The 13058-nt window shown below is 54.7% G+C and carries 14 protein-coding genes; 10 read left to right on the forward strand and 4 right to left on the reverse strand.

Annotated features, from left to right (window positions below):
• Positions 1 to 110: 110 nt before the first annotated feature.
• The 9 genes from AUP42_RS09080 (at position 111) to AUP42_RS09120 (ending at position 9158) form a co-directional block, all read left to right on the forward strand.
• The gene (locus tag AUP42_RS09080) at positions 111 to 989 is read left to right on the forward strand and encodes an HpcH/HpaI aldolase/citrate lyase family protein (protein WP_062951130.1); all 879 of its coding nucleotides are present in this window, start codon (positions 111 to 113) and stop codon (positions 987 to 989) included.
• Between the two features lie 84 nt (positions 990 to 1073).
• Positions 1074 to 2126 (forward strand): MaoC family dehydratase, encoded by a 1053-nt coding sequence (locus tag AUP42_RS09085; RefSeq protein ID WP_062951136.1) that lies wholly within the window; start codon positions 1074 to 1076, stop codon positions 2124 to 2126.
• Between the two features lie 273 nt (positions 2127 to 2399).
• Positions 2400 to 2780 carry a succinate dehydrogenase, cytochrome b556 subunit gene (gene sdhC / locus AUP42_RS09090; protein WP_062951138.1) on the forward strand — a complete coding sequence of 127 codons (381 nt, stop codon included), beginning with the start codon at positions 2400 to 2402 and terminating at the stop codon, positions 2778 to 2780.
• A gap of 27 nt (positions 2781 to 2807) precedes the next feature.
• Positions 2808 to 3191, forward strand: a complete 384-nt coding sequence (gene sdhD / locus AUP42_RS09095; protein WP_062951140.1) for a succinate dehydrogenase, hydrophobic membrane anchor protein — start codon at positions 2808 to 2810, stop codon at positions 3189 to 3191.
• A gap of 4 nt (positions 3192 to 3195) precedes the next feature.
• Positions 3196 to 4992: a succinate dehydrogenase flavoprotein subunit gene (gene sdhA, locus AUP42_RS09100; protein ID WP_062951142.1), complete on the forward strand. Its 1797-nt coding sequence runs from the start codon at positions 3196 to 3198 to the stop codon at positions 4990 to 4992.
• A gap of 25 nt (positions 4993 to 5017) precedes the next feature.
• Entirely contained in the window at positions 5018 to 5800 is a 783-nt protein-coding gene (locus tag AUP42_RS09105; RefSeq protein WP_007088832.1) for a succinate dehydrogenase iron-sulfur subunit, read from the forward strand.
• A gap of 144 nt (positions 5801 to 5944) precedes the next feature.
• Entirely contained in the window at positions 5945 to 7651 is a 1707-nt protein-coding gene (locus tag AUP42_RS09110; RefSeq protein ID WP_062951145.1) for a DUF4153 domain-containing protein, read from the forward strand.
• A 56-nt stretch (positions 7652 to 7707) separates the two neighbouring features.
• Positions 7708 to 8484 carry a tetratricopeptide repeat protein gene (locus tag AUP42_RS09115; RefSeq protein ID WP_231858211.1) on the forward strand — a complete coding sequence of 259 codons (777 nt, stop codon included), beginning with the start codon at positions 7708 to 7710 and terminating at the stop codon, positions 8482 to 8484.
• The gene (locus AUP42_RS09120) at positions 8481 to 9158 is read left to right on the forward strand and encodes an HAD family hydrolase (protein ID WP_062951146.1); all 678 of its coding nucleotides are present in this window, start codon (positions 8481 to 8483) and stop codon (positions 9156 to 9158) included. The genes AUP42_RS09115 and AUP42_RS09120 overlap by 4 nt, the downstream gene beginning before the upstream one ends.
• Before the next feature lie 39 nt (positions 9159 to 9197).
• Here the strand turns inward: AUP42_RS09120 and AUP42_RS09125 are convergent, their stop codons facing one another.
• Genes AUP42_RS09125 through puuE form a run of 4 tightly spaced genes read right to left on the reverse strand, consistent with a single transcriptional unit; the run spans position 9198 to position 12280 of the window.
• Positions 9198 to 9710, reverse strand: a complete 513-nt coding sequence (locus AUP42_RS09125; protein WP_062951147.1) for an ureidoglycolate lyase — start codon at positions 9708 to 9710, stop codon at positions 9198 to 9200.
• Between the two features lie 5 nt (positions 9711 to 9715).
• The gene (gene alc, locus AUP42_RS09130; protein ID WP_062951148.1) at positions 9716 to 10747 is read right to left on the reverse strand and encodes an allantoicase; all 1032 of its coding nucleotides are present in this window, start codon (positions 10745 to 10747) and stop codon (positions 9716 to 9718) included.
• 51 nt (positions 10748 to 10798) lie between these two features.
• On the reverse strand, positions 10799 to 11326 hold the full coding sequence (gene uraD / locus AUP42_RS09135; protein ID WP_062951370.1) for a 2-oxo-4-hydroxy-4-carboxy-5-ureidoimidazoline decarboxylase: 528 nt from the start codon (positions 11324 to 11326) through the stop codon (positions 10799 to 10801).
• Positions 11327 to 11359: 33 nt separating this feature from the next.
• Positions 11360 to 12280, reverse strand: coding sequence for an allantoinase PuuE (gene puuE / locus AUP42_RS09140; RefSeq protein ID WP_062951149.1), 921 nt, complete (start codon positions 12278 to 12280; stop codon positions 11360 to 11362).
• A gap of 421 nt (positions 12281 to 12701) precedes the next feature.
• On the opposite strand from puuE, the gene uraH reads away from it, so the two are divergent.
• On the forward strand, positions 12702 to 13055 hold the full coding sequence (uraH, locus tag AUP42_RS09145; protein WP_062951150.1) for a hydroxyisourate hydrolase: 354 nt from the start codon (positions 12702 to 12704) through the stop codon (positions 13053 to 13055).
• Positions 13056 to 13058 lie beyond the last annotated feature (3 nt).

A 13058-nucleotide genomic window follows, 5' to 3' on the forward strand; every position in this document is an offset into this window, starting at 1 on the left:
AATGTTATGCCGCAACGCAAAAGATGGCTTGCAGTGCAAAACAAGTTTCGGTAATTTTCGGAAACAATATCGATAATTATTGAACAAAAATTATCAAACGGGAGTTCCAGATGGCTGCAACCGCACGTCCACGTCGCAGTGTTCTTTATATGCCGGGCTCCAATGCCCGGGCGCTGGAAAAGGGACGCAGCCTGCCTGCTGATGGCCTGATCCTTGATCTTGAGGACGCAGTGGCCCCCGATGCAAAGGATGTGGCGCGCAATCAGATTGTTTCCGCGCTGGCGGAGGGCGGTTATGGCAAACGTGAAATCCAGATCAGGACCAACGGATTAAATACCCCGTGGGGATATGCCGATATCGTGGCTGCGGCCAAAACATCGGCTGATGCCATTCTGCTGCCCAAGGTCGAGAGTGCTGATACGGTCCGGCAGGTCGCGACCATCATGGAGGCCGAAGGCGCGCACGCAGATATGCGTATCTGGTGCATGATGGAAACGCCACTTGCGATGCTTCATGCCAGAGAAATTGCAGGTGCTCACCCGCGTCTTGGTGGTTTTGTGATGGGAACATCCGATCTGGCGAAGGATCTGAACTGTGCCCATACGCCTGATCGTTTGCCAATGATAACAAGCATTGGTCTTTGTCTGCTGGCAGCACGTGCCTATGGCCTTGCGATTCTTGATGGCGTTCATCTTGATCTTTCGGATGATGATGGTTTTGCCGCGTCCTGTAAGCAGGGGCGCGAAATGGGATTTGATGGCAAAACACTGATCCATCCCAAAACCATTTCTGCTGCCAATACCGCATTTGCCCCCGCCGAAACCGAGATTGCCTGGGCACGCAAGATCATCGCAGCCCATCAGGAAGCAGCCCAAGAGGGCAAAGGCGTTGTCGTGGTGGATGGCAAGCTGATCGAGAATTTGCATGTGGTTTCGGCCAAACGTCTGGTCGCGATGGCCGATCAGATTGCGGAAATGGACACGGCTTAAGCCCGGCCACATGGCCGGATGAAAAAGCGAAAAGCAACGGCTTCCAGCCCGTGAGACCAAGCGCCATACATGCAGGGAGGCACCATGACATCGAAAACAAATCCCGGAAATTACTTTGAGGGTTTCCGTATTGGTCAGGAAATCCGCCACGCGACACCGCGCACGATTACGAGCGGCGATGTCGCCCTTTATACCGGGCTTTATGGTTCCCGTTTTGCGGTGCAGTCATCGGATGAATTTGCCCGCCGGATCGGGTTCGATGGCGCGCCGGTGGATGATCTTCTGGCATTTCACATGGTTTTTGGCAAAACCGTGCCGGATGTGTCGTTAAATGCGGTTGCCAATCTTGGTTATGCGGGCGGGGTATTTGGCGCGCCGGTCTATCCGGGGGATACGGTCGGCACGGTATCGACCGTGATCGGGCTCAAGGAAAACTCGAACGGCAAGACCGGGGTGGTTTACGTCAACTCCGTCGGTCGTAATCAGCGTGGCGAGATGGTGCTGGATTACAATCGCTGGGTCATGGTGCACAAACGTGATGAAAGCGCACCGACACCTGAAACTGTACTTCCTGAATTGCCGGGTGTTGTTGCGTCCGAGGCATTGCAAATCCCCAAAAGCCTCGATCTGTCGGCCTATGATTTTGAATTGGCCGGATCGCCCCATTGCTGGGATGACTATGCGATTGGCGAGAAAATCGATCACATTGATGGCATGACCATTGAGGAAGCCGAGCACCAGATCGCCACCCGGCTTTACCAGAACACGGCTAAGGTCCACTTTGATCAGGTCGCAGCAGGTGCCGGGCGGTTTGGCAAGCGGCTGATTTATGGCGGGCACATCATTTCACTGGCACGGGCATTGTCATTTAATGGGCTTGGCAACGGTTTCCGAATTGCCGCGATTAATGCGGGTGCGCATGCCAATCCGGCCTTTGCCGGGGATACGGTGTTTGCCTGGACCGAGGTGCTCGACAAGTTTGAAATTCCGGGACGGCGTGACTTGGGGGCCCTCCGTTTGCGTCTTGTTGCGGTGCGGGATGGTCAGGCATCTGACTTTCCATTACGTGACGCCGAAGGAAAATATGACTCCGGCGTTCTTCTGGACTTTGATTATACGGTTTTAATTCCCAGATAATCTGGCAGCTGCAGTCTTGCGTAATAACGTCTAATTGTGCGATTGCTAAAAGCACGTTACGCTGTTTTCTGCGTAAAGGGGAAACCCTTAGCCCTTCCCGCGGGTCGCAAACGGCATATGAGAGGTCAACCTACGTAGTTTAACCGAGGCGAAAACGGAATTTGATCGCGGATTTCTTTGGATTTCAAAGGTGTCTAGATTGACTCAATCCCGTTGCATGGGTAAATAAACCCTGCTTTCCCGCCAGCTACTTTGAGAAGAGGCAAATCCGCTATGAGCAAAGCCAATCGGCCGCTGTCTCCGCACTTGCAGGTGTACCGGCTTCCGATGGCAGCAAAGATGTCCATTTCGTTCCGTGCGATGGGTGTCGGTCTTGCCATTGGTTTCGTATTTCTGGCGTCCTGGCTGATTGGTGCCGGCGCTGGTCGTGACGCCTTTAACGGCTATCACGCATTTTTCACCTCGTGGTTTGGTCTGCTGCTGCTGTTCGGTTGGACGGCGGCTTTTTATTACCACGCTTGCAACGGTGTCCGGCACCTTGTCTGGGATACCGGTCGCGGCCTGACGAATGAGGGTGCCGCAAAAGGCAACCCGATCGTCCTTGGCGCGGCAGTCGTGCTGACCATTCTTACCTGGATTATCGGTCTGGCCTAAGGCCGGGCAAGAGGGGACAAACCTGTCATGAAAATGCAATCCGATCTGGGTCGTGTACGCGGCCTCGGTTCTGCTAAAAGTGGCTCGTCGCACTGGTGGACCCAGCGCGTTACCGCTGTCGCAAACCTTCCGCTCGGCATCTGGTTCATCATATCGATCCTGTCTGGCAATACGGCCGACTATGATGCAGTCCGTGAATGGCTGAGCTCGTATTTCCATTCGACCATGATGATCCTGATGATCATCAGTGTTTCGGTGCACTTCACGCACGGCCTGCAGGTCGTGATCGAAGATTATGTGCACAACCGTAAAGCAGAAATCGTATCGCTGTTCCTGATCAAGGCTGTGGCCGCCTTCCTGTCGGTTGCCGCCATCGTGTCGGTCTTGCGTATCGTTTTTGCCGGAGCCTGAACCAATGAGCGAATCATATAAAATCATCGACCATAACTACGACGTCGTCGTTATGGGCGCAGGCGGCGCCGGTCTTCGTGCGACGCTTGGTACGGTCGAAGCCGGATTGAAAACCGCATGTATCACCAAGGTCTTCCCGACCCGTTCGCACACCGTTGCGGCGCAGGGCGGCATTGGTGCGTCGCTTGGCAACATGTCCGAGGATCACTGGCAGTGGCATATGTATGACACCGTCAAGGGGTCCGACTGGCTTGGTGACCAGGACGCGATTGAATATATGTGCCGTAACGCCGTTCCGGCGGTTCATGAACTTGAACATTACGGCATGCCGTTCTCGCGGACCGAAGATGGCAAAATCTATCAGCGTCCGTTCGGCGGTCACACCCGTGACCACGGAAAGGCACCGGTCGAACGTGCCTGTGCTGCGGCTGACCGTACAGGTCACGCCATGCTGCATACGCTGTATCAGCAGTGCCTGAAACACAAAGCCGAATTCTTTGTCGAATATATTGCGCTCGATCTGATCATGGGTGAAGACGGTTCGTGCAAAGGTCTGGTTGCCTGGGATCTTGATACCGGCGAACTGCATCGCTTTAACGCCAAGATGGTCATTCTGGCATCTGGTGGTTACGGTCGCGCCTTCTTTAGCTGCACCTCGGCACATACCTGCACCGGTGATGGTCATGGCATGGTTGCACGTGCGGGCCTTGGTCTTCAGGACATGGAATTCGTTCAGTTCCACCCGACCGGCATTTACGGTTCGGGCTGCCTGATCACCGAAGGCGCACGTGGCGAAGGTGGTTATCTGACCAACTCCGAAGGCGAACGTTTCATGGAACGTTATGCCCCGACCGTTAAGGACCTTGCATCACGTGACGTCGTTTCGCGCGGTATGGCGCAGGAAATCCGTGATGGTCGCGGTGTTGGCGAACACGGCGAATATATCCATCTGCACCTTGAACATCTTGGTTCGGAAGTGCTGTGGGAACGTCTGCCGGGTATTACCGAAACCGCAAAAATCTTTGCCGGTGTTGATGCGACCAAGGAACCGATTCCGGTCCTGCCGACGGTCCATTACAACATGGGCGGTATTCCAACCAACTATAAGGGCGAAGTCCTGCGTCCGACCCCGGATAACCCGAACGCAATCGTTCCGGGTCTGATGGCGGCTGGCGAAGCGGCCTGCGTGTCGGTGCATGGTGCGAACCGTCTGGGCACCAACTCGCTGCTTGATCTCGTTGTGTTTGGTCGTGCCTGCGGTCTGCATGCAGCCGAAGTCGTCGATGCCAAGGCATCCTACAAGGAACTCAAAACCACCGATGGCGACGAGGCGATTGCACGTTTCGACCGTCTGCGCTGGGCAAAGGGTTCCCGCCCGACTGCCGAGATTCGTCTGGAAATGCAGCGCGTCATGCAGGGCAACTGTGGTGTGTTCCGTACGTCCGAGATTCTCAAGGAAGGTGTCGAAAAGCTTTCCGCGACCGCAGCAACGCTTCCCGATGTTGCCGTGTCGGACCGTTCGCTGATCTGGAACTCCGATCTCGTCGAAACGATGGAACTCGAAAACCTTATGGTTTGCGCTGCAGCAACCATGAATTCCGCCGAGGCCCGTCACGAATCACGCGGGGCACATGCCCACGAGGATTATCCGAAGCGTGATGACGAAGTCTGGATGAAGCACACGATCGCCACCGTCGGTTGGGACAAAGGGTATGGCGTTGATCTGACCTATCGTCCGGTCAATACCTTCACCCTTACCGATGAAGTGTCGTATATCGAGCCGAAAGAGCGCGTCTATTAAGGCGCGGCAAGAGAGGATTTGAGAGATGGTAGAATTCAATCTTCCCGCCAATTCGGTCGTCAAAGAGGGCAAGTCGTTCTCTGCACCGGCTGACGCGAAAAATACCCGCAGCTTCAAGATCTATCGTTACGATCCTGACAGCGGCGATAACCCGCGTACCGATACTTACGATATTGACCTCGACAAGTGCGGTCCGATGGTTCTTGACGCGCTGATCAAGATCAAGAACGAGATCGACGCGACCCTGACTTTCCGCCGTTCCTGCCGCGAAGGCATTTGCGGTTCGTGCGCGATGAATATCGACGGTCGCAACACGCTTGCGTGTCTGAAACCGATCGAGGACATCAAGGGCGAAGTCAAAATCTATCCGCTGCCGCATATGCCGGTGGTCAAGGATCTGGTGCCCGATCTGTCCCAGCCTTACGCACAGCTTGCCTCGATCGAGCCGTGGCTCAAGGCCGATAGCCCGACTCCGCCCGATGGCGAACGCCTTCAGTCGCGTGAAGAACGCGCGAAGCTTGATGGTCTGTGGGAATGCATCCTGTGCTTCTCCTGTTCGACCGCGTGCCCGTCCTATTGGTGGAACTCCGACCGTTACCTCGGCCCGGCTGTTCTGCTGCAGGCTTATCGCTGGCTGGCTGACTCGCGTGACGAATATACCGGGGAACGTCTCGACGCGCTCGAAGATCCGTTCCGTCTGTATCGTTGCCACACGATCATGAACTGCACCAATACCTGCCCGAAAGGCCTGAACCCGGCATTGGCGATCACCGAAATCAAAAAGATGATCGCAGAACGCCGCGCCTGATCGGCTCGCACCATAAAAAAAGTCTTTTTAAGACAAAAAGTTAAAGCCGCAGGAGATCGGATGATCCCGGCGGCTTTTTCTGTTTTAATACCATCCATAAAGACAACCTGACCCGGATAATCGGGCGCGAGCAAAGGCAAACCCATGAAAAAGGCGCATTGGCTGTTCCCCCTGAGCGGCGCGGCATATGGCTTAGCATTCTGGTATCTGATCGATTATCGCTGGGAGGATAATTATCTTCTGGCGAGCCTGATGACGTTTATTGCCGGACTGGCTTATTGCAGCTGGTTTGCCATCGGGGTGCGTCGGCTGCGTGATGATCTTGCCGTGACGCTCGTCCTGCCATTGCTTGCAGCCCTGCAGGTATTGGCATTTCAGTATCTGGTTGGGTTCGAGCATACGGACGAAACCGTCATTTTCGGTCTGCTGGCCTGTCAGGCGCTTTGGGTCGGGGTTGCTGTTGGCATCTGGCGCATCTGGGGGCCGTTGCAGACGACTGTTTTGCCAAACTATCCGGATCGGGCGGCACTTGTGCCGGAAATCTGGTCGATCAAGCTGGCACTGGCTTTCGGTTTGGTCGGGGTTGGCGTTTTCTGGCCGGTTTTCTATGCGCTATGTTCACTGTTGATTCTGGTTGGCATCGACCAGATCTGGGAACTGATTAGCGAGGCATATGTTGCCTTGCCGCTTTCGGGGGCGGCTTTTGCCACCGGTATTCTGATTGCCCGGGAAAAATCGGGGCTTCTGATCCCGGTTCGCCAGGTGATTGGCGGAATGTTCCGCATTCTATATCCGATCCAGGCATCCGGACTTTTTCTGTTTCTGGTTGCAGCCGCACTTGGCGGCTGGGAAGTTCTGCTGGATCAGGATTTTGGTGTCTGGTGGACCGTGATGGCCGCAGCAGCAGGGCTTAGCTATTTGCTTTTTGGTGCGGTTCAGGCAGGTGAAGGCACAACTCTGTTTGGCCGGATTGGTGATCGCGTCTTTCGCTTTACATTATGGATGGCGCCGATATTCGCCCTGATTGCGATGGCGACGATTTATATCCGGGTGCGTGAATATGGCCTGACCCCTTCGCGGGTTTATGCGATCTGGGCGGCGGTATTTGTCTTGATGGCAACGATCTGGCTTTCGGTGGCGGCATTTGGCCGTCGTCAGTCAACCCCGGTCTCCCTGCGCAGGGCGTTTGGCCATATCGCGATTTGCGGGGCCTTGACGGCCTTTATCATGCACCTGCCCTTCCTTGATCCGGTCAGCATTTCGGCGCGCAATCAGCAAAGCCGTCTGTCATCTATGACAGACTGGGACACGGCTGATCTTGCTTTCATTGCCCGAAATCTTGGAATGCCAGGCGAGGAGGCACTTGCCGAACTTGGGAGCGCAAATCCCGACGTGGTGCCGCCACTTGCCGAACTACGCAGCTATTTCGATCCTGATGGTGATCGAATGAAGGCCGGAATTGACAATATTCCGGTCTACCCGTCGCAACACCAGATACCTCAGGAAGCCGTTAAGACCCTGCTGGAAGGCCCGCTTGAATATGATCGTCGTTTCTGTCGCCAGGCGGGTTCAGGTACAGGTACCCCGAACCAGTGCGCATTGTTGATGGTTGACCTTGACGGGGATGGCATGGAAGAGGCGGCCTTTTTCACGACACGCGACTATGTTGATGTCTATCGTTACGGGCCAGACGATGCTGCTTGGCAGGTTGCAGCCAGTTTCTTCCATGATCAGAGTGAAATCGACCACGAGGAAATGCTGCGTGATCTTGCCAACGGAAATTTCGAGATCGTTTCGCCACGTTACTCCGACCTTCTGATCGGTGGGGCACGTTGGGGGCAATATCGTTAACGCCTGCCTAATCGGGGCGGGTTATGCTTTGTCATCATATGAAACAGCATCAGGGAATGACTGCTTTGTTGATCCGGACACATCATCTCATTGTGGGTTTAGCGCTTCTGACTTTGGCGGCCTGTGGCGATACCTCCCCGAAATGGGAACCTCAGGACATGTTTGCCAGCCCGGCAGAAAAACCGGTCGATGAGCGTTATCGTGCGATGATTGATTTCAAGGCGTTGTCGCGTGACGAGGCCGGGATTGAATATGCCGCCGGACCGAGTGCCACCGTGCTGGGCGCGGTTGAAGAGTCCGTCGCCCTTTGTCAGGAAAAGGGTGGGAAGGGATGCAAGGCGGTTCGTGTCGGTCTGACGTGGGTTGATGGTCTTGATAGCGATGCCATCAAGGCGGTGATGGAAACCTATCGTAACACCATGCTGGCAGAAGCAACCCAGGCATCGAATGCGGGGAATGCCGGTGCTGCAAACTGGCTGGCGTTTCACTATGCGGTTCGTGGGGAAAATCTGGGTGAAGCAGAACGCCTGATCAAGCGTGCCTTGCAGGTTGCCCCTGATGATCCCGGTGCACTCGATACCTATGGGCTGGTGCTTTACAAGCAGGGCAAATATCAGGAAGCCGAAGAGATATTCATTGCGGTTAACAAGGCAATGCCGACGGCCGAACATCTTGCACATTTTGCCGACAACGCCCTTGCAATGGGCAAGGCCGAGATGGCACGTGCGGCCTATCAGCGCGCCCTTGGCGCGCAGCCAAGTGCTGTGCTGTCCCAGGAAATTCAGAAACGATTGCTCGCCCTTGATCTGGGTGGCGGCTCGGCAACGCAGTGATCAATCTCGTCATCTTTGATTGTGACGGTGTGCTGATCGATAGCGAAGTTCTGTCTTTTGCCGTCGATGTTCAGATACTTGCAGGTCACGGCATTGCATTGTCTTCGGATGATCTGGCACGCCGGTTTGGCGGTGTGTCCTATGCCGGGATGATCGCCCGTCTGAACGATGAACACGCGACTGCAATCGAAGCGGCGCATTATCAGAAAGAATGTGAAGATTTGCTCGCACATCTTTTTGAAACCGATCTTCGGGCAATCAGCGGTATCGACACCTTGTTGAAATCGTTGAGCGTGCCGGTTTGTGTCGCATCAGGCAGCGATTTGGCGCGGCTTGATATGTGTCTTGGGATTACGGGGCTACTTGATTTCTTTGGGGCGCGGATTTTCTCGGTCGAGGAAGTGGACAATGGCAAACCTGCCCCGGATATCTTCCTGCATGCGGCGCGCGAATGCGGTGCAAATCCCGAAAGCTGCCTCGTGATCGAAGACAGTCCAGCCGGCATTATTGCCGCTGCGGCGGCCGGGATGCGAGCCGTCGGCTTTCTTGGTGGCGGCCATAGAAATCCGGAAGATGCCAAAATGTTGATGCAGGCAGGCGCCGAGGATGTCGTCGGTGATGCCAGCGAACTGCACCGGTATCTTGCAAATCTGGGATTGGCAAATCGACCCTGATCGAAATCGATCAGGGTGCGATGTCTTCGTGGTCCGATATTAGGGCCGGGGCCAATCAAGTGTGATAACCGTGCCATCGACCATCGGCAGATCAATCTCGTTCAGGTTGTTGCCCGGGCCGCTGCGATCCACGATCAAGAAGTCACTTTCAGGTTCAAGCACCAGAAGCGGGTGGTGCCAGATATTCTTGGCATAAGTCACACCTTGTGTTCCGTCCGAGATAAAGGCGCGCAGCTTTTCGGAGGTAGGGGCTTCCGAGCCCTCTGCCACAACAATCAGGAACTTCTGACCGCTTAGAGGCACGAACGCCTGGGAGCCGAGCGGATGGCGTTCCATCATTTTGATTTCAATCGGCATCGGGCGCGGTGTGCCGCGAAAAATGCTGATGATTGGTGCGCCGCCTTCATCCCCGACATCAACGCGTGATATATCGTGAAATCGCGTTGTCGTGCCCAGATTGATCTTGTATTCATCCCGCGCTGTGGCGGTTGATATCACCTCACCAAACGGGGCAAACGATGCTGGTGTCAGCGGTTCGACTTTCAGTTTCATCGTTCTTATCGCTTTGCCGGTTTACCAAGAATGCGCAGGCGGCTGATCCCGCCATCGGGAATGGAATTGACGCGCAAATGCGATACCGGTCCAAGCTTTGCGATCACTGATGCATCAAATTCGTGGATATGGTCGGCCTGCATTTTCTGTTCGGGCAGAATGGTTTGCCAGAACATGGACCGTGCGCGCAGCGACTTGTCCTTTTCACCATCGACATAAGCGGCCTGAATGGAAACCCGGTCGGGATAGTTGCCCTTGAAATGGCAGGTATCGACGATGATTTTTTCAATCTCGCCGGGATGGCCGAGTTCAACAACCAGCCACTCGTTACCGGGTTCGCGGCGGCGCCGGGTTTCCCAACCATCACCCATATTGATGCCCCGGCCCGGTGCCAGAATGGCATTCGGGTTGCCATAATGGGCATCCGACCATGTCAGGACCACACCACCATTAATCATGGCTGCCAGATCAACCTGATCGGCACTGCTTGCCATTTTTGACCAGTCTCGATCCGGGCGCCCATAAACGCGCAGGCGGGCAATACCACCATCGGGAAAGATATGCAGGCGCACATGGGTGAAAACGCCCTCTGCCGTGACTTCGGCATAATGGTGGGCTTCTGCTCCGACACCGGCACGTAGCCCGATCGGGGCGACGATTTCGGTCCAGGTCGCATCATCTGCGGGATCGCCATCCGGGCAATAGCATGCCTCAAGCGATGCGGCGGGCGGGAAGTTGCCAGTGAAGTGGCTGGTATCAATATCGACACCATAAATCCGTCCCGATGTTGCCAGCCGCACCACACAGTAATCATGACCTTCCACACGTTTACGGCGGCTTTCCCAGCCGTCCATCCACTTGCCATTGTCATCGTATTTGTCCGGATAGAAAATCGCATCCGCGGTTTGCAGCATGCGCTGCTTGTCGGCAAAGAAATCATCAGTCGCAAAGATTGCCTCTGCGCCCAGACGTTCATCGGCCAGATTGACAAAACGCCGGGTAAATTCCGGGGCATCAAGGTTTGTGTGATGGCTCATGGCTTTTAAATCCTGATTATTGGTTATTTTGTTCGGGCCAGTCATTGGCGATCAAAGGGCTTCGAGGCGCAGCTTGGCGATACGATGTACCTGATTGATGGCCTCGTTAAATTCGGTTTCAACATCGTTTTTAACGCGGCGTTCGAATGCGTTCAGGATGTCGGTCCGATGGAACCCTTTGACAGCAAAAATGAACGGGAAACCGAACTTCTTCTTATAGTCGTCATTCAATTGCGTAAAACGGGCAAGTTCGTCTGGCGTGCATTGATCAAGCCCGGCACCGGTTTGTTCATTCTGCGAGGAATCCGTCAGTTCCGCCAAGGCAAGCTTGCCTGCAAGATCAGGGTGGGCGCGAAGCAGTGTCAGTTTGTCACCATCAACCGCGCCATTTACCACGGCTGCCATGGCATCGGCGAGTGCATCGGGGGTATCAAGGGCAGACGTGATGCCGCGATCATAAAGCTGCTTTGCGATCCAGGGGGAATGTTCGTAAACCCCGCCATACAGCGAGACAAAGGCGCTTTGCGCCAAGGTGCTGGGCGGTCGGGTTTCGAACAATGATTTTTCAGGTTTGGTCATAGCGGCCATTTCAGTTCTTGTTTTTCTTGATGCTTATTTGTTTTCGGTAAACGGATGATGTTCACGCCAGTGACGCGCAATATCGACGCGACGTGCAAACCAGACATCATCATGACCGCGCACATAATCGACAAAGCGTTTCAGGGCTGCAAACCGTCCCGGCCGGCCGACAAGACGGCAATGCAAACCAACCGATAGCATCCGCGGCGTTTCGGCACCTTCTTCGTAAAGCGTGTCAAAACTGTCTTTCAGATATTGAAAATATTGTTCGCCGGAATTGAAGCCCTGCATGGTGGCAAAGCGCATGTCGTTGACATCAAGTGTATAGGGCACGATCAGATGCGGTGTGTCTGTCTGTGTAGACCAGAAAGGCAGTTCGTCGCTGTAATCATCGGCGTCATATAGGAAGCCGCCTTCTTCGGCGACAAGCCGTCGGGTGTTCGGGCTTGTACGCCCGGTATACCAGCCAAGCGGGCGCTCCCCGGTCACATCCCTGATGATGTCGATGGCCTTGTGAAGATGTTCGCGTTCAAGTTCTTCGGGGAAATATTGGTAATCGATCCAGCGATAGCCGTGCGAGCAGATTTCATGACCATCGCGCATCGCGACTTCGCCAACCTTCGGGTGACGGGCCAGCGCCATGGCAACGGCAAAGATGGTGATCGGAATTTGCCGTTCGCGGAACAGGTTCAGGATGCGCCAGACACCAACGCGCGAACCATATTCGTAAATCGACTCCATGCTCATATGGCGAACGCCTTCGCGCATGTCGGCACCGATGATTTCCGACAGAAATGCCTCGGACGCGCGATCCCCGTGCAGAACGCAGTTTTCACCACCTTCCTCGTAATTCAGCACGAATTGGACCGCAACACGGGCCTTGCCCGGCCAGTTGGCCTTTGGCGGATTGGGGCCATAGCCAATCAGGTCTCGTGCATAATTTTGTTCGGTCATCTTTGGCCTCTCCTGATATCGCAACGCCCGGCTTTGTCATGCGGGCTGTTTGGTGTAGCATTAACCATAGGTCGCAGCGCAGCAAGGAAGAACTCCTGCGCGCTGATTGATGGATGATTATGCCGCACTATCAATATGACTTTGATAATGTTCCTGGACGGGAAATCGCTTTGGCCGGTTTTTTATTGGCTTTTAGAAGCTTTTTATCCGGCTTTGATCGTATTCTGCACGAAGCTGTGGCAATCGTTTTTCAAAGAATTATTGATATAGTTTCACTTTATCACCTCTTTCCACGATCCGTGTCCTAATGCGACCTTTTTGAAACGCTATAAATTCGTTCGGCATAAAACGATCAACCAGAAAAGCCGATCAGGGAAGAAGCGACCGACCACCGCATGAGAGAGAAAAGAGGAGGCCCGGCATGGGACGACTGACTACCCATGTTCTAGATACGGCAAAAGGTTGCCCGGCGGGCGGCATCCGGATCGAGCTGCACCGTTTTGGTGACGGCCATGATGATCTGGTCGCCGAAGCCGTAACCAATGCCGACGGGCGAACCGATGCGCCAATGCTTGGTGGTGCTTCGTTCAAGCCGGGTGAGTATCAGCTTGTCTTTCATGCCGGTGCGTATTTCGATGCCATCGGTCTTGATCTGCCGGAACCTAAATTCCTTGATCAGGTTGTAATCCGGTTCGGTATTTCAGATGCGCAGGCGCATTATCATGTGCCGCTGCTGCTTTCGCCGTTTGGCTATTCCACCTATCGCGGCAGCTGAGGC

Source organism: Thalassospira lucentensis (genome assembly GCF_001613805.1).
In the GTDB taxonomy this organism is placed as follows: domain Bacteria; phylum Pseudomonadota; class Alphaproteobacteria; order Rhodospirillales; family Thalassospiraceae; genus Thalassospira; species Thalassospira lucentensis_A.

Bases quoted from the DNA above. Each gene is read 5' to 3' on its own strand.
- puuE (WP_062951149.1), bottom strand. From the start codon at position 12,280: ATGACCGAACAAAATTATGCACGAGACCTGATTGGCTATGGCCCCAAT.
- uraH (WP_062951150.1), top strand. From the start codon at position 12,702: ATGGGACGACTGACTACCCATGTTCTAGATACGGCAAAAGGTTGCCCG.
- alc (WP_062951148.1), bottom strand. From the start codon at position 10,747: ATGAGCCATCACACAAACCTTGATGCCCCGGAATTTACCCGGCGTTTT.
- sdhD (WP_062951140.1), top strand. From the start codon at position 2,808: ATGAAAATGCAATCCGATCTGGGTCGTGTACGCGGCCTCGGTTCTGCT.
- AUP42_RS09110 (WP_062951145.1), top strand. From the start codon at position 5,945: ATGAAAAAGGCGCATTGGCTGTTCCCCCTGAGCGGCGCGGCATATGGC.
- uraD (WP_062951370.1), bottom strand. From the start codon at position 11,326: ATGACCAAACCTGAAAAATCATTGTTCGAAACCCGACCGCCCAGCACC.
- AUP42_RS09080 (WP_062951130.1), top strand. From the start codon at position 111: ATGGCTGCAACCGCACGTCCACGTCGCAGTGTTCTTTATATGCCGGGC.
- AUP42_RS09125 (WP_062951147.1), bottom strand. From the start codon at position 9,710: ATGAAACTGAAAGTCGAACCGCTGACACCAGCATCGTTTGCCCCGTTT.
- AUP42_RS09105 (WP_007088832.1), top strand. From the start codon at position 5,018: ATGGTAGAATTCAATCTTCCCGCCAATTCGGTCGTCAAAGAGGGCAAG.
- AUP42_RS09085 (WP_062951136.1), top strand. From the start codon at position 1,074: ATGACATCGAAAACAAATCCCGGAAATTACTTTGAGGGTTTCCGTATT.
- sdhA (WP_062951142.1), top strand. From the start codon at position 3,196: ATGAGCGAATCATATAAAATCATCGACCATAACTACGACGTCGTCGTT.
- sdhC (WP_062951138.1), top strand. From the start codon at position 2,400: ATGAGCAAAGCCAATCGGCCGCTGTCTCCGCACTTGCAGGTGTACCGG.
- AUP42_RS09115 (WP_231858211.1), top strand. From the start codon at position 7,708: ATGACTGCTTTGTTGATCCGGACACATCATCTCATTGTGGGTTTAGCG.